This window comes from Pseudomonas sp. B21-059, from assembly GCF_026016285.1.
Classification (GTDB): domain Bacteria; phylum Pseudomonadota; class Gammaproteobacteria; order Pseudomonadales; family Pseudomonadaceae; genus Aquipseudomonas; species Aquipseudomonas danubii.
Genome location: NZ_CP087201.1, coordinates 6,396,253 through 6,413,203, shown reverse-complemented (window position 1 = coordinate 6,413,203; position 16,951 = coordinate 6,396,253). Strand labels below are relative to the sequence as shown.

Here is a 16,951-nt window from a genome sequence, read left to right as displayed (position 1 = left end):
TTCAAACCTTCAGCTCGACCTCTCCCAGATGCCCGCCATAAGGGCCAAAACTGCGTTCCAGCAGATGCCGCGAGCCATCCGCGTTGACGATCAGCGCGGTGCTGGCGCGGGTGCCGTAGCTGGGGCTGGCGATGAATACGCTGGACAGCAGGCTTTCCGTAGCCAAACCCACTCCGGTGTCCGGCAGTTCGGCGAAGGGCGCGGTGTGCGGATCGCTGAGTAACGCCAGCAGGGCCTGGGGTTGTGGATTGGACAGCACTTCCTGCAGCGCGGCCTTGGCCTTGAGCAGCTTGGGCCACGGCGTATCGAGCCCGGCATTGGACAGGCCGTAGACGCCGGGCTTGAGTAATTGCGGTTGCACATCCTGGGCGTTGTAGTGCCACAGTTGCTCTGCTGTGCCCAGTAACAGGTTGAACCCGGCGTACTCCACCGAGCGGCCCACCACATCGTGCAGATAATCTTCCAGGGCTACGTCGCCAGCGAGAAAGCGCGCCACCAGTTCGCCCCGGGAGCGTCGTGCCGGGGGCTGATGCGGGTTGCGGATATTGGTCAGGGCGGCAAAGCGGCCATTGGCACCGACACCAAGCCAGGTGCCTCCGGCCTCCAGGTCGCGTCCGGCGTGGATCTGCGGCGACTCCGGCCATTGCCCCAGAGGCAGGCTGGGCCGGGCGTAGAATTCGTCACGGTTGGCCGCGACGATCAGTGGCTGAGCATGACCCGGCCGCCAGGCGAATACGATCAAGCACATTAAGGTGGCCCCCTGTGTGTTTTTGCCCACTTTACGCACAGATCCAATGGGTATCCATCGCCATCCAGTGGAGTCCGGGGCGGCGCATCCGTTACCATGCCGGTCTTATTTTCGGATGCTCCCATGGAATTTCTGCTCTATCTGCTGCTGGGCGCCTGTGCAGGTGTGCTGGCCGGGCTGTTCGGCGTGGGCGGCGGGATCATCATTGTCCCGGTGCTGGTGTTCAGTTTCACCCTGCAAGGCTTCGATGCCTCGGTGCTGACCCATCTGGCGGTCGGCACTTCTCTGGCCAGCATCATCTTTACCTCGGTCAATGCCGTTCGCGAACACCATCGCCGTGGCGCGGTGCGCTGGCCGATCTTCGCCTGGATGGCCCTGGGCATCCTGCTGGGGGCCGGTTTCGGCGCGCTGACCGCCGAAGCGATTTCCGGCCCGCACCTGCAAAAAATCATCGGTGTCTTCGCCCTGGTGGTGGCCTTGCAGATGACCCTGGAGCTCAAGCCCAAGGCCAGTCGCCAGGTGCCCGGCAAGCTGGGGCTGGCGGCGGCCGGCGGTGTGATCGGCTGGGCTTCGGCGATCTTCGGCATTGGCGGCGGTTCGCTGACGGTGCCGTTTCTCACCTGGCGCAGCGTACCGATGCAGCAGGCGGTGGCTACATCCTCGGCGTGCGGCTTGCCCATCGCCCTGGCCAGCGCCTTAAGTTTCATGATTCTGGGCTGGCATGATCCGCAGCTTCCGGCTCATAGTCTCGGCTTCGTTTATTTGCCGGCGCTGCTGGGCATTGCCCTGACCAGCATGGTGTTCGCCCGTATCGGTGCGCGCCTGGCCCACACACTGTCGCCACGCCTGTTGAAACGCTTGTTCGCCGCGCTACTGTTCTGCGTGGGGATCAGCTTCCTGTTCTGAGTGGTGACGCAATCCTGGCTTAATCCTGGGCTGGCAGTTTGCCCCGGGACATTTGAGTTCTAACCCTTACGAGGAGTCGCAATGCTGCCTTACCCGCAGATTGATCCGGTAGCGCTGGCCATCGGCCCGCTGAAAATCCACTGGTACGGCCTGATGTACCTGATCGGCATTGGCGGCGCCTGGTTGCTGGCGTCGCGCCGGCTGAACCGTTTCGATCCGACCTGGAGCAAGGAGAAGCTCTCGGACATGGTGTTCTGGATGTCCATGGGGGTGATCGTCGGTGGGCGACTGGGTTACGTGCTGTTCTACGACCTCAGCGCCTATCTGGCCAACCCGACCCTGATCTTCGAGGTGTGGAAGGGCGGCATGTCGTTCCACGGCGGTTTCATCGGAGTAATGCTGGCGGCCTGGTGGTTCGGCAAGCGCAACAACAAGACTTTCTTCGAACTGATGGACTTCGTCGCGCCCATGGTGCCAATCGGCCTGGGTGCCGGGCGAATCGGCAATTTCATCAACGCCGAGCTGTGGGGCAAACCCACCGACGTGCCATGGGCGATGATCTTCCCGCCGTTCAGCGATCCGGCGCAGTTGCCGCGTCATCCGTCGCAGTTGTATCAGTTCGCCCTGGAAGGCGTGGCGTTGTTCCTGATCCTGTGGCTGTTCTCGCGCAAACCCCGGCCGACCATGGCGGTTTCCGGTATGTTCGCCCTGTTCTACGGGATCTTCCGTTTCATCGTCGAGTTCGTCCGGGTGCCGGACGCACAGCTGGGCTACCTGGCGTGGAACTGGCTGACCATGGGTCAGGTTCTGTGCGTGCCGATGATCCTCGGCGGCCTGGGACTGATCTGGCTGGCTTATCATCGCGCTCCGGCCCAGAGCGCGGCGCAATAAATTCGAATCCCGGGGCGTGCCCCGGGTTCAAGGATGCAGGTAATTCATGAAGCAATATCTTGATCTGGTGGCCCACGTCATCAACAACGGCACCAAGCAGGCCAACCGCACCGGTGTGAACACCATCAGCTTTCCCGGGGCCATGCTGCGCTACGACCTCAAGGAAGGTTTCCCGGCCATCACCACCCGCAAGATGGCCTTCAAGTCGGCCATCGGCGAAATGGTCGGCTTCCTGCGCGGGGTGAACAACGCCGCCGAGTTCCGTGCCCTGGGCTGCAAGGTCTGGGACCAGAACGCCAACGAAAACGCCCAGTGGCTGGCCAACCCGTTCCGCCAGGGCGATGACGATCTGGGCGAAATCTACGGCGTGCAGTGGCGCAAGTGGCCGGCCTACAAGCAGATCAAGACCAGCAACCAGGCAGCCATTGACCTGGCATTGAGCCAGGGCTACCGGCAGATCGCCGCCGGCGAGGAGGACGGCCAGGGTTACGTGGTGCTGTACAAGGCCATCGATCAGGTACGCCAGTGCGTTGACACCATCATCAACGACCCGGGCAGCCGGCGAATCCTGTTCCACGGCTGGAACTGCGCGCAGCTGGATGAAATGGCCCTGCCGCCGTGCCATCTGCTGTACCAGTTCCACCCCAATGTCGAGACCCGGGAAATCTCCCTGACCCTCTACATCCGCTCCAACGACCTGGGGCTGGGGACGCCGTTCAACCTCACCGAAGGCGCCGCGCTGCTGAGCCTGATCGGCCGCCTGACCGGCTACACGCCGCGCTGGTTCACCTATTTCATCGGTGATGCCCACGTCTACGAAAACCACCTGGACATGCTCAACGAACAGCTCAAGCGCGAGCCGTTCCCGATGCCCAAGCTGGTGATTTCCGAGCGCGTGCCGGAGTTCGCCAAGACCGGCGTCTACCAGCCTGAATGGCTGGAACTGATCGAGCCGAGCGATTTCTCCCTGGAAGGCTATGAGCACCACGCGCCGATGACCGCGCCGATGGCGGTTTAAGTCTTTTAGCGGCTGCACCCAGGGGCCGCGCGGCCCCTGTCGATTTCCCCCGATATCTTTATCGACCTTTGCCCGGGAGCTCTTCCGGGCATTGCCCTGCCTGCCGGGCGTCAAGGCTCTCAGGAGTGGTCCGGGAAAGCCTGGACGTCGTCCTTTTGACGTTGATCGCGAGCCCCTGAATGGAAGAACTCAATCGCAGCCTGTTCCTGGCCATCAATGCCAGCGCCGAGGCATCGCTGCCGATGCGTGAACTGGCGATTTTTCTCGCCCAGTGGGTGGTCCTTTGTGTCCCGCTGCTGCTCCTGGTGCTCTGGGTCTTTGGCGAGCGCCGGCAGAAAATGATCGTCCTGCTGGCGACCTCGAGCATCGTGGTCGCCCTGGCCTGCAACCTGGTGATCCGTGGCCTGTGGTTTCATCCGCGGCCCTTCATGCTGGAGTTGGGGCAGAATTTCCTCGCCCATGCGCCTGGAGCCTCTTTCCCCAGCGACCACGCCAGCGGCATGTTCGCCATGGCTTTTGCCCTGATCCTGGCGTCCTTGCGCAAGACCGGGCTGGTCATGCTGGCCCTGGCCGTGCTGGTGAGCTGGGCGCGGGTCTACCTGGGCGTGCATTTCCCCTTCGATATTCTTGGCGGTTGCCTGGTGGGGTTGTTCAGCGCATGGCTGGTGCGCCTGGGCCTGGCCTGGCGACAGCTGGATCAGCGTCTGCTGGATGTACTGGAGTTTGTGTATCAGCGACTGCTGGCGGCGGGACGCCGGGGTTCCTGAAACCACGGCGCCCAGCCCCAGGCTCAATGCCCGTGGCTGCGGCCGACGTGGGATGGCTCGGCCTCGCTGGGGGCCACCGAACCGCTGACTTCCAGGCGCTGGAGGATGCCGCAGTGATCCAGGTCCGGCCCTTCGCTGCAGCGCTGGCGCAGGTCCAGCAGTTGTTCCTGGAGCACCAGTAGCCCGTCGATGCGCGCCTTGACGTGGTGGATGTGCTCGTCGATCAGGGCGTTGACGCTGGCGCACTGGCCTTCGGGGCTGTCCCGCAGGTTGAGCAGGCTGCGGATTTCCTCGAGGGTCATGTCCAGGCTGCGGCAGTTGCGGATAAAGGTCAGGCGCTCGGTGTGGGCCTGGGTGTAGAGGCGGTAGTTGCCTTCGCTGCGGGCCGGTTCCGGCAGCAGTCCTTCGCGCTCGTAGTAACGGATGGTCTCGACCTGACAGTCGGTGAGTTTCGCCAGTTCGCCAATCTTCATTGCCGTCGTCTCCGAATGGGTGCTTGACCCTATAGTGGCTACAGGGTGTTCACTTGGCAACAAGCACCTTTATACGGACGCGACCCCTATGAGCGACTCCATTCACAACCCGCGCAAACCCGACGCCCAGCACGCCCATGCTGATCACGATCACGATCACGATCACGATCACGATCACGATCACGATCACGATCACGATCATGACCATTCCCATGCCCCTGCGGGCAAGCTGCAGCCGGTGAAGGCGCATGATCACGCCACCCACGGTGCCTCCTGCTGCGGTTCTGCCGGCCCGGCGCCGTCCAAGGTCACCCTGAGTGAAACACCGACTGCCGGCGCGCGTCTGAGCAGCTTCCGCATTGAAGCCATGGATTGCCCCACCGAGCAGACCCTGATCCAGAACAAGCTGGGCAAGCTGGCGGGGGTTCAGGCGCTGGAGTTCAACCTGATGAACCGCGTGCTGGGGGTGACCCACGACCTGCCGAGCACGACGCCGATCATCGAAGCGATCAAATCCCTGGGCATGCACGCCGAGCCTCTGCAGCAGGACGGCGCCGAAGTCGCGCCTGCCGCAGCGCCGGTGAAGAAAGCCTGGTGGCCGCTGGCCCTGTCCGGTATCGGCGCGCTGGCCGCCGAAGTCATTCACTTCACCAATGCCGCCCCCGACTGGGTCGTGGCGCTGGTGGCCCTGGTGTCGATCCTCAGTGGCGGCCTGGGCACCTACAAGAAGGGCTGGATCGCCCTGAAGAACCGCAACCTGAATATCAATGCGCTGATGAGCATTGCCGTGACCGGTGCCGTGCTGATCGGCCAATGGCCGGAAGCGGCGATGGTGATGTTCCTGTTCACCGTGGCCGAGCTGATCGAGGCCCGCTCCCTGGACCGGGCGCGCAACGCCATCAGCGGCCTGATGCAGATGACCCCGGAACAGGTCACGGTGCAGCAGGCGGACGGCAGCTGGAGCGAACTGGAGGCGAAAAACGTCGAACTGGGCGCTCGCGTGCGAGTTCGCCCGGGAGAGCGCATCGGTCTGGACGGCGAGGTCGTGTCCGGCAGCTCGACCATCGATCAGGCGCCAATCACCGGTGAAAGCCTGCCGGTGGAAAAGACCGTGGGCGACAAGGTGTTCGCCGGCACCATCAACCAGGCCGGTTCCCTGGAATATCGCGTGACCGCCGCCGCCAACAACTCGACCCTGGCACGGATCATCCACGCCGTGGAGCAGGCTCAGGGTGCTCGGGCGCCGACTCAGCGCTTCGTCGATACCTTCTCGAAAATCTACACCCCGGCGGTATTCGCCTTCGCCCTGGCCGTGGCGCTGATTCCGCCGCTGTTCATGGGTGGCGTCTGGTTCGACTGGATCTACCGCGCCCTGGTTCTGCTGGTGGTGGCTTGTCCCTGTGCCCTGGTGATCTCCACCCCGGTGAGCATCGTCAGTGGCCTGGCGGCTGCGGCCCGCAAGGGCATCCTGGTCAAGGGTGGGGTCTACCTGGAGGGCGGTTACAAGCTCGACTACCTGGCCCTGGACAAGACCGGCACCATCACCCACGGCAAACCGGTACAGACCGATTTCCTGTCCCTGGACCCGTTGGCGCAGGACACGGCCCCGGCCCTGGCCGCGAGCCTGGCGGGACGTTCCGATCACCCGGTGTCCCTGGCCATTGCCCAGGCGGCTGTGGAAAAACAGCTGGCCATGCACCCTGTGGATAACTTCGAAGCCCTGACCGGGCGCGGAGTGCGCGGCGAAATCAACGGTCAGCTGTATCACCTGGGCAACCACCGCCTGGTGGAAGAGCTGGGCCTGTGCTCCCCGGCCTTGGAGGAAAAACTCTTCGCCCTGGAGAAGCAGGGCAAGACCGTGGTCCTGTTGCTGGACAGCAATGGCCCCCTGGCGCTGTTCGCCGTGGCGGACACGGTCAAGGAATCCAGCCGCGAAGCCATCCAGCAGTTGCATGAGCTGGGGATCAAGACCCTGATGCTCACCGGCGACAACCCCCACACCGCCCAGGCCATTGCGGCCCAGGTGGGCATCGATCAGGCCCGGGGCGACCTGTTGCCCACCGACAAGCTGCAAGCCATCGAGGCGTTGTATGCCCAGGGGCATCGGGTGGGCATGGTGGGCGACGGCATCAACGACGCTCCGGCTCTGGCCCGTGCCGAGATAGGTTTCGCCATGGCCGCGGCGGGCACCGATACGGCCATCGAGACTGCGGATGTAGCGCTGATGGACGACGATCTGCGCAAGATTCCGGCTTTTATTCGCCTGTCGCGCCAGACCTCGGTGGTGCTCAAGCAAAATATCGCCCTGGCCCTGGTCATCAAGGCGATCTTTCTTGGGGTAACCTTTGCCGGGCTCGCCACCATGTGGATGGCGGTGTTTGCCGACATGGGCGTCAGCCTGCTGGTGGTATTCAACGGCCTGCGCCTGCTGCGCAAATAGGCCACCGTAGCGGCAAGCAACAAGCAACTGAGGGGAGAACCAGAGTGATGAACTCACACGCACCGGCTTCAGCTTGCGGCTTGCCGCTCAAAGCTTGCAGCTGCGGCAAGCCGCCATGCTGAGTGCCGAGCTGAAGGCTTTTTACATGGTCGCCCGCCTGGGCAGCATCACCCTGGCGGCGAAGAAGCTTGGCCTCAGTCAGCCGACGGTGACCACGCAGATCCGCAATCTGGAAAGCCAGTATTCGGTGGAGCTGTTCTACCGCGGCGGTCGCCGCCTGAGCCTCAGCGACGAAGGCACGCGCCTGCTGCCCATGGTCAAGGACCTGTTGCAGCAGGAGGCTGACATCGAGTTCTTCCTGCGCAACAGCGGGCAGGTGCAGGGCACATTGCGCATCGCTGCCACCGCGCCGTACTACATCCTCGATCTGGTGAAGACTTTCCGCGAGCGGTTGCCCCAGGTCGAAGTGTCGGTGGAGATCGGCAACTCCCAGCAAGTCCTCGAAGCCCTGGAAGACTACCGGGTGGATGTGGCGGCCTCCTCGCAACTGCTGGAGGATGCGCGGCTGATCCGCCGGGTATTGGGCAGCGATCCGCTGGTGCTGGCGGTGCATCGCAACCACCCCCTGGCGGCGCTGGATCACGTGCCGCTCAATGCCCTGGCCGGGCACACCCTGTTGATGCGTGAGCCGGGCTCCACCACCCGCAGCCTTACTGAAACCTTGCTCAAGGATGCCCACGTCAGCTTTGGCCCGCTGCTGGAAATCGGCAGTCGCGAATCGATCCGCGAGGCGGTGCTGCGCAATATCGGCATCAGCATCATTGCCCGTCAGGAAGTGCCCCACGATCCGCAACTGCGGGTCCTGACCATCGAGCATGCCCCGCAGATCGTCGAGTATCTGTACTGCCTCAAGGAGCGCAAGAACGCGCGCCTGCCCGCGGCCTTCCTCGGCCTGGCCCAGGAAATGGCTCCCGCCTGAAAGACCTGCATCGGCGCAGCACCTGACTGACAGGTTGAACCAAAATCCCTGAATACCACTATCGGTCGTTTTTGCCTTACTGCCATATGGCCGACGCATTACAACTCTAGGATTTGCCTCATCTGCTAGATGAGGTCCGTCCATGAACCACTCCACTGCAACTGCCCTGAGCAACCCCGGCGCGCCGATGAAGGTGCGGGGTATCCAGAAGCGTTTTGGCGCCTTCACCGCCCTGGACAACGTGTCCCTGGACGTCGCGGCCGGCGAGCTGGTGTGCCTGCTGGGCCCGTCCGGCTGCGGCAAGACCACACTGCTGCGCTGCATCGCCGGCCTTGAGCGCCAGGACCAGGGCGAGTTGTACCTGGGGGATCGGGACGTTTCGCTGTTGGCGCCACAAGCCCGGGACTACGGCATCCTGTTCCAGTCCTACGCGCTGTTTCCCAATCTCACGGTGGAAGCCAACATCGCCTACGGCCTGGCCGGTAGCGGCCGTGAGGAAGTGCGCAAGCGTGTGGCACAGATGCTGGAACTGGTCGGGCTGACCGGCAGCGAGAAGAAATACCCCGGCCAGCTGTCTGGCGGCCAGCAGCAGCGCGTCGCCCTGGCCCGTGCCCTGGCGCCGTCACCGTCGCTGCTGCTGTTGGACGAACCGATGTCGGCCCTGGACGCCCGGGTCCGCGAGCACTTGTGCACCGAGCTGCGCCAGCTGCAACGGCGTCTGGGGATCACCACCCTGATGGTCACCCACAATCAGGACGAGGCCATGTTGATGGCCGACCGCATCGCCGTGATGAACAACGGCAAGGTCGAGCAGTACGCCACGCCCCAGGAAATCTACGATCGTCCGGCTACGCCCTTCGTCGCCGAGTTCGTCGGCCAGGGCAACTGGCTGCCTTTTAGCCGCAACAGCGACAGCCACGCCCGGGTCGGCGGGATGAATGTGCGCCTGGCCGACGATTCGGCCAAGGCCGCTTCGGGTCGCCTGTTCTGCCGCCCGGAAGCCATCAGCGTGAACCCGCCGGTGCATGAGGAAAACCTGTTCCCGGCCAAGGTCCGCGAGATTACTTTCCTCGGCAATCGCTGCCGCATGAGCTTCGAACTCAACGAGCTGCCGGGGCATGCGCTGCTGGCGGAGCTGGCCCCGGAAGCCATGCCGCGCCTGGGCGCCCAGGACATCTGGGTGGCCTTGCCGCCGCGCAGCCTCCAGGTGTTTGCCTAAGATGAGCGTGCCAATGTCCCTGCCACTACCCGCCAAGCGGGCGCGCCAGGCTTCTCGTGCCGAGATCGGCGACCGTATCTTTGTCGTCGGCGGCAAGGTTCTGCTTCTGCTCCTGCTGGGTGTAGCGGTGCTGTTGCCCCTGTTGGCGATCTTCTGGCGCGGTTTCAGCGCCGAGGCCGGGCAGGGCGGTGGCTGGTTGGCGGCCCGTGAACTGGTGGCCAGCGACAACTTCCACTGGTTGCTGGGCAACAGCCTGAAAGTCTCCCTCAGCGTAGCCGCCATCGTGGTGCCCCTGGCTTATCTGTTCGCCTACGCGCTGCAACGCACGCTGATTCCCGGCAAGGGCCTGTGGCGTGGTCTTTCACTGTTGCCGCTGATGGCGCCGTCGATGCTGCCGGGCATTGCCCTGGTCTATCTGTTCGGCAACCAGGGGATGCTGCGTGGCCTGTTCGCCGAGAACATCTACGGCTTCTGGGGCATCGTCCTCGGCGAAGTCATCTACACCTTTCCCCATGCCCTGATGATCCTGCTCTCGGCCCTGTCCCTGGCGGATGCGCGGCTGTTCGACGCCGCATCGAGCATGGGCGCCAGCCCCGCCAAGGCCTTTCGCAGCATCACCTGGCCGGCCACCCGGCAAGCGGTGTTCGCCGCGTTCTGTCTGGTGTTCACCCTGACCATCACCGACTTCGGCGTGCCGGTGGTGGTGGGCGGCGACTATCAGGTATTGGCCCTGGAGGCCTACAAGGCGGTGGTGGGCCAGCAGCAGTTCGGCCGCGGCGCCTTGATCGGCATGGTGTTGCTGCTGCCGGCGTTGTTCAGTTTCGGCGTCGATGCCTGGTTGCGCCGTCGTCATGGCGACTCCATGAGCGGTCGTGCCCAGGTGTTCAAACCGGCGCCGTCGCGGCTGCGCGATGGTTGCTACCTGGCCATCGTGCTGCTGATCTGCGCGACCTTGCTGCTGGTGTTCGGCATGGCGGTGTATTCCTCCCTGGTGAAGTTCTGGCCCTACAACCTGTCGCTGTCGCTGAACCACTACCAGTTCAACGACACCGCCGGTGGCGGCTGGCTGGCCTACCGCAACAGCCTGACCATGGCCCTGTGCACAGCGTTGATCGGCAGTGTGGTGATCTTCACGGGGGCCTACCTGATGGAGAAAACCAGCGGCCAGCGTGGCCTGAACCTGGCCTTGCGCATGCTCAGCTTCGTGCCGATGGCGGTGCCTGGTTTGGTGCTGGGCCTGGGCTATGTGTTCTTCTTCAACCTCAACGGCAATCCGCTGCATGTGTTCTACGGCAGCATGGCCCTGCTGGTGGTGTGCACCATCGCCCACTACCTGACCACCGCGCAGATGACTGCCACCACCGCCCTGCGCCAGCTGGATGCCGAGTTCGAGGCCGCCGCGCTGTCGCTCAAGGCGCCGCTGTACCGGCACTACCTGCGGGTTACCGTACCGATCTGCCTGCCGGCGTTGCTGGACATCGTGCGCTACCTGTTCGTCTCGGCCATGACCACGGTGTCGGCAGCGATCTTTCTCTACAGCCCCGACACCATCCTCGCCGCCGTGGCCGTGCTGAACATGGACGACGCCGGCAATGTGGGCGGCGCTGCGGCGATGTCGACCCTGATCCTGTTCACCTCGGCCGGCGTCTCGCTGCTGCTGGCCGGGGCTTCCCGCGGGCTGTTGCGCCGCTCCCAGGCCTGGCGGCAAAGCGCCCCGGGCCACTGATTTCCTGCTCACTCACCCTCTGATCTGCACTCACTAAGGAACCGCACCATGTTCAAGCCCCTGGCTCTTGCCGCTGCCGTCCTCTCTGCTGTCAGCCTGAACGCCTTTGCTGCGAAAACCGAACTGACGGTCTACACCGCCCTTGAAGCCGAGCAATTGAAGTCCTACAAGCAAGCCTTCGAAAAGGCCAACCCGGACGTTGAGATCAAGTGGGTGCGTGATTCCACCGGGATCATCACCGCCAAGCTGCTGGCGGAAAAAGCCCGGCCACAAGCGGACGCGGTCTGGGGCCTGGCGGCGTCCAGCCTGGCGATCCTCGACCAGCAGGGCATGCTGCAAAGTTATGCGCCCAAGGACCTGGGCAAGATCGGCCCGAACTACCGCGACGCCGCCAACCCACCGGCCTGGGTCGGCATGGACGTGTGGGCCGCGACCATCTGTTTCAACACCGTGGAGGCCGAGAAGCAGGGCCTGACCAAACCGGTGAGCTGGCAGGACCTGACCAAGCCCGAGTACAAGGGCAAGATCGTCATGCCCAACCCGGCGTCTTCGGGCACCGGCTTCCTTGACGTCAGCGCCTGGCTGCAGACCTTCGGCGAGAAACAGGGTTGGCAGTACATGGACGACCTGCACCAGAACATCGGCCAGTACGTCCACTCCGGTTCCAAGCCGTGCAAGCTGGCCGCCGCCGGCGAGTTCCCGATCGGCATTTCCTTCGAATACCCAGCCGTGCAGCTCAAACGCCAGGGCGCGCCGCTGGACATCATCCTGCCCAAGGAAGGCCTGGGCTGGGAAATCGAAGCCACGGCAGTGATCAAGGGCACCCCTCATGAAGAGGCGGCGAAGAAGCTCGCCGACTTCTCCGCCAGCCCCGAAGCCATGGAGCTGTACAAGGAAAACTTCGCCGTACTGGCTCAGCCCGGCATCGCCAAGCCGCAGACCGAACTGCCAGCGGACTACGAGCAGCGCCTGATCAAGAATGACTTTGCCTGGGCCTCGAAGAACCGCGACCAGATCCTCGCCGAATGGCGCAAGCGCTATGACGGCAAGTCGGAAAAGGTTGCCAAGCAGTAACCGATCAATCGCTTTCGCCGGCCAGCCGCTTCTACCGGGTTTGTAGAAGCCGGCTCGCCGGCGAAGGCGCTTCCCACCAGGACACCACTCATGACCCATCACAGCGATCTACTGATCGTCGGCGCCGGCATCCTCGGCCTGTCCCACGCCTACGCGGCTGCCAAACGCGGTCTGCGGGTGCGAGTTTTCGAGCGCAGCGCCACGCCCCTGGGGGCTTCGGTGCGCAACTTCGGCCAGGCCCTGGTCACCGGCCAGCCACCTGGCCCCATGCTGGAGCTGGCCCGTGCCAGCCGAGAGATCTGGGCGGACTGGCAGCAACTGGCCGGCTTGCCACTCAAGCGCAACGGTTCTTACCTGTTCGCCCGCAACGAAGCCGAAGAGCAGTTGCTGGAGGCCTTCTGTGCCGGCCGCGCGCGCGAGCACGGCTACCGCGTCGAGCTGCTTCAGGGCGCGGCGCTGAATGATCTGTACGGCGGTCAATTCCGCCATCACCGGGCGGCGTTGCACGGTCTGGACGACCAGCAACTGTATTCCCGGGAAGCCATCCCGCTGTTGATCGACTATCTGCGCCGCGACCTGGGGGTGCAGTTCCACTTTTCGACCCTGGTGCGTGACATCGAGCCGGGGCAACTGCACAGCACCGCTGGCCGCTTCCACGCGCCACGCATCGTGCTGTGTTCGGGGCACGATTATCAGACCCTGCTGGCCGAGCAGATCGCCGCCTTGCAACCGCAGATCTGCCGCTTGCAGATGCTTCGCGCCCGGCCCCAGGTCAACCTGAACCTGCAACATGCGTTGCTCACCGGGCTCAGTTGCGTGCATTACGGCGCCTTTGCCGATCTGCCGGAAGCGGCCGCCGTACAGGCGCAGATCCTGCGTGAAGCGCCACACCTGCATGAGCACGGCATTCACTTGCTGATCAGCCCAACCCCCTATGGTGAGGTGATCATCGGCGATTCCCATGATTACGGCAGCGATCCGTCGCCTTTCAATGGCGAACAGGTGGATAACTGGTTGATCGAGTTGGCCGAGCAGACCCTGGGCTGCAAGGTCCAGGTGGTGGAGCGCTGGCAGGGCGTCTATGGTGCTCGCGGGCCCGGGCCGTTCTCCTTCCTGGAGGCCGCCCCTGGGGTTCATGTGGCGCTGATGCACACCGGGGTCGGCATGAGCGTCGGTCCGGCCATGGCCGAGGGCAATATCGTCCGGGTACTGGAGGAGGCGTGATGAGTCGCCAGCAAGTGATTGATGAGGTTTTCGGCCTGTACGAGCGCTTTGGCGATGACGACTACATCGGCGAGCCGGTGTCGCAGATCGAGCATATGTCCCAGGCGGCGCAGTTGGCCCTGGCGGAAGGTTATGACGACGAAGTGGTGCTGGCGGCGTTCTTCCACGATATCGGGCACATCTGTCAGCAGGATGCCGAGAACATGGGCGGTTTTGGCGTGGTCAGCCATGAGCGCCTGGGGGCCGATTATCTGCGCCGGGCGGGCTTCAGCGAGCGCCTGGCACGACTGGTGGAATACCACGTCCAGGCCAAGCGTTACCTGACGTTCAAGGAGCCGGGGTACTACCAGCGGCTGAGCGAGGCCAGCCGACGCACCCTGGCGTATCAGGGTGGGGTGATGAGCGCGGCAGAGGCGGCGGCCTTTGAACTCGACCCGCTGTGTGCGTTGAGCTTGCGCATGCGTCACTGGGACGAGCAGGCCAAGGAAATGTGGGTGCCGGTGATGGACCTGCAGATCCTCAAGGACAAGGCCTTGGCGCTGCTTTGATCGTGGTTCGGGCCTGGTTTTTGTAGCCGCTGCCGCAGGCTGCGAACGGCTCCGCAGGAGGCGCCGCTTTTGGGAGTGTTGAAGGTCCTGCGGCCTTTGGCGCAGCCTCGCGGGCTCGGCAGCGGCTACAGCAGATGTTGAGCCAGCGCCTCGATCTGCTCCTGGCGCTCGGCCTGGCTCAGGCGCGCATGGGGATTGAGCGACGACCACTGCGGATGAGCCCGAGCCTTGCTCAAGGCTGGCGGCAACTTGCCCTCGCGCCAGCTCTTATCCTCCGGCGTAGCCAGGCGGATGCTGTCCATGGCCGCGTGCCCGCGCAGGTTCAGCGCCTGCACCAGCTGCCGCTGACGCAGGGCCAACAGCCGCAGCACGCTGTCGTCCACGGTCAATTCGCGCTGGCCCTTGAGCTTGCCCAGCAGGCGACTGCCATAACTGCGTGCGGTCTGCAGCGCGCCGCCGGCAATGGCCCCGGCCAGCGCCGCGGCGCCCAGGGTCAAGCCGCCCACCAGCAGATCCACGCCGGCCCCGGCCGCCGCGCCCGCGGCAATCCCGCCACCGACACGCACCCCCAGTTGCTTGAGGGTTTCCGGGTTGAACAGGTCGTCGCCCCAGCGCCCATCCAGCAGCGGCAGATCGCTGGCCGAGGCGTCTTGAGGGCGGAAAGCGTAGAGCTTGAGCAGGGCTTCGACGCAGCGCTGTTCACGCTGGCGAATCGCCTGACGCAACTCGCTGATGGCTTGCTGTTCCTGCTGAGTGTCGCTGGCTACGCTGCGGCGGCAGGCGGCGCAGTCCACCAGCAGTTCGGCAATCAGCCGTGCCGCACTTTGCTGGCGCACCAGGCGTTGGGCCTGCTGGTCGTCGATCAGCCGTTGCAAGGCCGGGCGCGCATGCTCCAGCAGCAGGGACAGGCTTTCATACAGGCGCCGTTCGCCGTCTTCCGGTGGCGCCACGCTGTCGAACCGCACCAGGGCGTGTAGCCCCAGGCGGGCCAGGGCTTCGCGCCAATCGCCTTCACGCTGCTCGGCGCTGCTGACGAAGTTCAGCACCGGCAGCAGCGGCTTGCCGCAGCCGCTCAGCACTTCCAGCTCATCCCGGTACTTGGCCAGCACCGGTTCCCGGGCGTCGATCACATAGAGCCCGGCGTCCGAGGCCAGCAGCTGGCGCAGGACCTTGGCTTCCTGCTCGAAGCGTTGCCGAGCCTCGCTGCCGTCGAGAAAGCGTGCCAGCCGGGCCGGGCCGTCCAGGCGCTCGCCCGGGCGTTCCAGGCGCTCCAGATAGTCCAGCAGGGCGATGGCGTCTTCCAGGCCCGGGGTGTCGTAGAGCTCCAGCAGGGGCTGGCCATCCACCGACAGGCGGGCGCCCTCCACATGCCGGGTGGTGCTGGGGCGGTGGGAGACTTCGCCAAAGTCCACGTCCCGGGTCAGGGTGCGCAGCAGCGAGGTCTTGCCGACGTTGGTGTGGCCGACCACCGCCAGTTTCAGCGGCTTTTGGCGAGCATCAGTCATGACCGGTCTCCAGCCAGTTGAGGGGCGCGCAATCGGCGAACGGCAGCTCCAGCTGCTGCAGGGCGGTGTGCCAATCGCCCAGGCGGTCGGCATCCAGGGCCTGGCCGGGCGGAGCTTGCAGCAGCCAGACCCGGGTGGCCGTGGCGCTGCGGGCCAGTTCGGCGATCAGTCCCAGGCTGCCGCGATCCGGCGAGCGTCGCGGATCGCAGGCGATCACCAGGCGCGCCGGGGGGAAGCGGCTCATCTGTTCCAGCAGGCGGTTGCGCGACTCGCGGCTGTCGAGGATGCCGGCATTCTTGACGCTGTCCGGCAGTTGCGGTGGCCAGGGGCGCTGCTCGTCCAGCTCGATGGCCACCAGCAGGGCGCCGCTGCTGTCCTGGGCGCTGACACCGCCTTCGACGCGATGCAGTTGCTCGGGTGCCGCGTCATTGACTCCCAGGCGTTCGCTACTGGGCATCAGGCGTTCACGCAACTGGCTGTAGCCCGGCAGCTTGAGGTCCAGTTGCAGGCGGGCCAGACCGTGTTTCCAGCGCCAGCGGCAGAACAGCATCAGCACCAGGCGTGGCAGTACGCCGTAGATCACCACCAGCACCACCAGCCAGATGGCCCAGGATTGGCGGACCAGCTCGGTGTTGTAGACGTCCCGGGTGCTGGCCTGGATGCTCGCCAAGCTCGGCGCGCCAAAGCCCAGGCCACGGGGCAGGGCACTCAAGGTGTTGGTAATGGCCACGAAGGCATCGGCGCCCAGCAGGGTGCTTTCCCAGACAAAGCTGTAGCGGTGGGTGGTCAGCAGCAACAGCAGCATGACCACGGCGCTGAACAGGGCCAGGCACCACAGGCCGTTGACCAGGGCGCCCAGGGCCCAGCGATTGAGCTTGCGCCGCTGCAGCAACAGCAACAGGGCCGGTGGCAACTGCGCGGCTTTGGCGTCGCGGGAGAACTTTTCACTCAGCCATAGCCACAGCCGGCCCAGGCTGGCGCTGTGCTCGCCGGCGAACAGCAGACCGATCAGCCAGCTCAGCAGCAGGATCAGGTTCAGGCCCAGCAGGCTGCCCAGGGCCCAGAACACATTGACCGGTTGCTGGGTGTTGCCCAGGGCGCTGAAGGCCAGGCCGGCACCGCTGAGGACCGCCAATACTGCCAGCATCAGCAAGGCCAGGCGTGCGCCTTGCAGCCAGTGCAGCAGAGCGCTGTGCAGGCCGTCGCGCTGGGCCAGCCACAGGGCACGGGTCTGGATGCGGGTCGCCAGGTCGCCGCCCTGGTTGCGGGCCAGGCGGTTGGCTTCCTGATCGTCCAGTGGCCCGGCGTGCTCCTCGCGCAGGCGCACGGTTTCGGTCAGCCACAGTCGTTGCAGGGGAGTCAGTGCAGTCACGCGTCATTCCATCGCTTTAAAGTGCGCTGAGCATAACTGCTGCAGCGGCGGTCGGGTGAAG

Annotated in this window: 15 protein-coding genes; 11 read left to right on the top strand and 4 right to left on the bottom strand. The window is 64.7% G+C overall.

Going from position 1 to position 16,951, the window contains the following annotated elements:
- Position 1 precedes the first annotated feature (1 nt).
- Positions 2-748: an NRDE family protein gene (locus LOY69_RS28610; RefSeq protein WP_110594297.1), complete on the bottom strand. Its 747-nt coding sequence runs from the start codon at positions 746-748 to the stop codon at positions 2-4.
- Between the two features lie 123 nt (positions 749-871).
- On the opposite strand from LOY69_RS28610, the gene LOY69_RS28605 reads away from it, so the two are divergent.
- The 4 genes from LOY69_RS28605 (at position 872) to LOY69_RS28590 (ending at position 4,330) form a co-directional block, all read left to right on the top strand.
- The gene (locus LOY69_RS28605) at positions 872-1,654 is read left to right on the top strand and encodes a sulfite exporter TauE/SafE family protein (RefSeq protein WP_102862123.1); all 783 of its coding nucleotides are present in this window, start codon (positions 872-874) and stop codon (positions 1,652-1,654) included.
- An 81-nt stretch (positions 1,655-1,735) separates the two neighbouring features.
- On the top strand, positions 1,736-2,545 hold the full coding sequence (gene lgt / locus LOY69_RS28600) for a prolipoprotein diacylglyceryl transferase (protein WP_102862122.1): 810 nt from the start codon (positions 1,736-1,738) through the stop codon (positions 2,543-2,545).
- Positions 2,546-2,591: 46 nt separating this feature from the next.
- Positions 2,592-3,563 carry a thymidylate synthase gene (locus LOY69_RS28595; RefSeq protein WP_015637397.1) on the top strand — a complete coding sequence of 324 codons (972 nt, stop codon included), beginning with the start codon at positions 2,592-2,594 and terminating at the stop codon, positions 3,561-3,563.
- A 179-nt stretch (positions 3,564-3,742) separates the two neighbouring features.
- The gene (locus LOY69_RS28590) at positions 3,743-4,330 is read left to right on the top strand and encodes an undecaprenyl-diphosphatase (protein ID WP_110594299.1); all 588 of its coding nucleotides are present in this window, start codon (positions 3,743-3,745) and stop codon (positions 4,328-4,330) included.
- Positions 4,331-4,353: 23 nt separating this feature from the next.
- Here the strand turns inward: LOY69_RS28590 and cadR are convergent, their stop codons facing one another.
- Positions 4,354-4,803: a Cd(II)/Pb(II)-responsive transcriptional regulator gene (gene cadR, locus LOY69_RS28585; protein ID WP_092308673.1), complete on the bottom strand. Its 450-nt coding sequence runs from the start codon at positions 4,801-4,803 to the stop codon at positions 4,354-4,356.
- Positions 4,804-4,891: 88 nt separating this feature from the next.
- Here cadR and LOY69_RS28580 point away from each other — a divergent pair, with 88 nt between their 5' ends.
- The 7 genes from LOY69_RS28580 (at position 4,892) to LOY69_RS28550 (ending at position 14,013) form a co-directional block, all read left to right on the top strand.
- Complete coding sequence (locus LOY69_RS28580) at positions 4,892-7,243, top strand: heavy metal translocating P-type ATPase (protein WP_265073899.1); 2,352 nt, start codon at positions 4,892-4,894, stop codon at positions 7,241-7,243.
- Between the two features lie 115 nt (positions 7,244-7,358).
- Positions 7,359-8,222 (top strand): LysR family transcriptional regulator, encoded by an 864-nt coding sequence (locus LOY69_RS28575; RefSeq protein ID WP_102881471.1) that lies wholly within the window; start codon positions 7,359-7,361, stop codon positions 8,220-8,222.
- A gap of 142 nt (positions 8,223-8,364) precedes the next feature.
- Positions 8,365-9,441 carry a putative 2-aminoethylphosphonate ABC transporter ATP-binding protein gene (locus tag LOY69_RS28570; RefSeq protein WP_265073898.1) on the top strand — a complete coding sequence of 359 codons (1,077 nt, stop codon included), beginning with the start codon at positions 8,365-8,367 and terminating at the stop codon, positions 9,439-9,441.
- A gap of 1 nt (position 9,442) precedes the next feature.
- Positions 9,443-11,167 carry a putative 2-aminoethylphosphonate ABC transporter permease subunit gene (locus LOY69_RS28565; protein ID WP_102881195.1) on the top strand — a complete coding sequence of 575 codons (1,725 nt, stop codon included), beginning with the start codon at positions 9,443-9,445 and terminating at the stop codon, positions 11,165-11,167.
- A gap of 48 nt (positions 11,168-11,215) precedes the next feature.
- Positions 11,216-12,241, top strand: coding sequence for a putative 2-aminoethylphosphonate ABC transporter substrate-binding protein (locus LOY69_RS28560; protein WP_102881194.1), 1,026 nt, complete (start codon positions 11,216-11,218; stop codon positions 12,239-12,241).
- Between the two features lie 90 nt (positions 12,242-12,331).
- A complete protein-coding gene (locus tag LOY69_RS28555) occupies positions 12,332-13,465 on the top strand; it encodes a TIGR03364 family FAD-dependent oxidoreductase (protein ID WP_213665213.1) in 1,134 nt (377 codons plus the stop codon).
- Positions 13,465-14,013: a phosphonate degradation HD-domain oxygenase gene (locus LOY69_RS28550; protein ID WP_102881192.1), complete on the top strand. Its 549-nt coding sequence runs from the start codon at positions 13,465-13,467 to the stop codon at positions 14,011-14,013. Before LOY69_RS28555 ends, LOY69_RS28550 begins: the two co-directional genes overlap by 1 nt.
- A gap of 125 nt (positions 14,014-14,138) precedes the next feature.
- On the opposite strand, the gene LOY69_RS28545 is transcribed toward LOY69_RS28550, so the two are convergent.
- Together LOY69_RS28545 and LOY69_RS28540 are read right to left on the bottom strand one after the other, a co-directional pair.
- Positions 14,139-15,518: a GTPase/DUF3482 domain-containing protein gene (locus LOY69_RS28545; RefSeq protein WP_110594304.1), complete on the bottom strand. Its 1,380-nt coding sequence runs from the start codon at positions 15,516-15,518 to the stop codon at positions 14,139-14,141.
- Entirely contained in the window at positions 15,511-16,890 is a 1,380-nt protein-coding gene (locus tag LOY69_RS28540; protein WP_170001789.1) for a DUF2868 domain-containing protein, read from the bottom strand. The genes LOY69_RS28545 and LOY69_RS28540 overlap by 8 nt, the downstream gene beginning before the upstream one ends.
- Between the last annotated feature and the right edge of the window lie 61 nt (positions 16,891-16,951).

Coding starts and splice junctions, on each gene's coding strand:
- LOY69_RS28595 (WP_015637397.1), top strand. CDS start 2,592: ATGAAGCAATATCTTGATCTGGTGGCCCACGTCATCAACAACGGCACC.
- LOY69_RS28565 (WP_102881195.1), top strand. CDS start 9,443: ATGAGCGTGCCAATGTCCCTGCCACTACCCGCCAAGCGGGCGCGCCAG.
- LOY69_RS28605 (WP_102862123.1), top strand. CDS start 872: ATGGAATTTCTGCTCTATCTGCTGCTGGGCGCCTGTGCAGGTGTGCTG.
- LOY69_RS28550 (WP_102881192.1), top strand. CDS start 13,465: ATGAGTCGCCAGCAAGTGATTGATGAGGTTTTCGGCCTGTACGAGCGC.
- LOY69_RS28555 (WP_213665213.1), top strand. CDS start 12,332: ATGACCCATCACAGCGATCTACTGATCGTCGGCGCCGGCATCCTCGGC.
- LOY69_RS28590 (WP_110594299.1), top strand. CDS start 3,743: ATGGAAGAACTCAATCGCAGCCTGTTCCTGGCCATCAATGCCAGCGCC.
- LOY69_RS28575 (WP_102881471.1), top strand. CDS start 7,359: ATGCTGAGTGCCGAGCTGAAGGCTTTTTACATGGTCGCCCGCCTGGGC.
- cadR (WP_092308673.1), bottom strand. CDS start 4,803: ATGAAGATTGGCGAACTGGCGAAACTCACCGACTGTCAGGTCGAGACC.
- LOY69_RS28610 (WP_110594297.1), bottom strand. CDS start 748: ATGTGCTTGATCGTATTCGCCTGGCGGCCGGGTCATGCTCAGCCACTG.
- lgt (WP_102862122.1), top strand. CDS start 1,736: ATGCTGCCTTACCCGCAGATTGATCCGGTAGCGCTGGCCATCGGCCCG.
- LOY69_RS28570 (WP_265073898.1), top strand. CDS start 8,365: ATGAACCACTCCACTGCAACTGCCCTGAGCAACCCCGGCGCGCCGATG.
- LOY69_RS28560 (WP_102881194.1), top strand. CDS start 11,216: ATGTTCAAGCCCCTGGCTCTTGCCGCTGCCGTCCTCTCTGCTGTCAGC.
- LOY69_RS28545 (WP_110594304.1), bottom strand. CDS start 15,518: ATGACTGATGCTCGCCAAAAGCCGCTGAAACTGGCGGTGGTCGGCCAC.
- LOY69_RS28580 (WP_265073899.1), top strand. CDS start 4,892: ATGAGCGACTCCATTCACAACCCGCGCAAACCCGACGCCCAGCACGCC.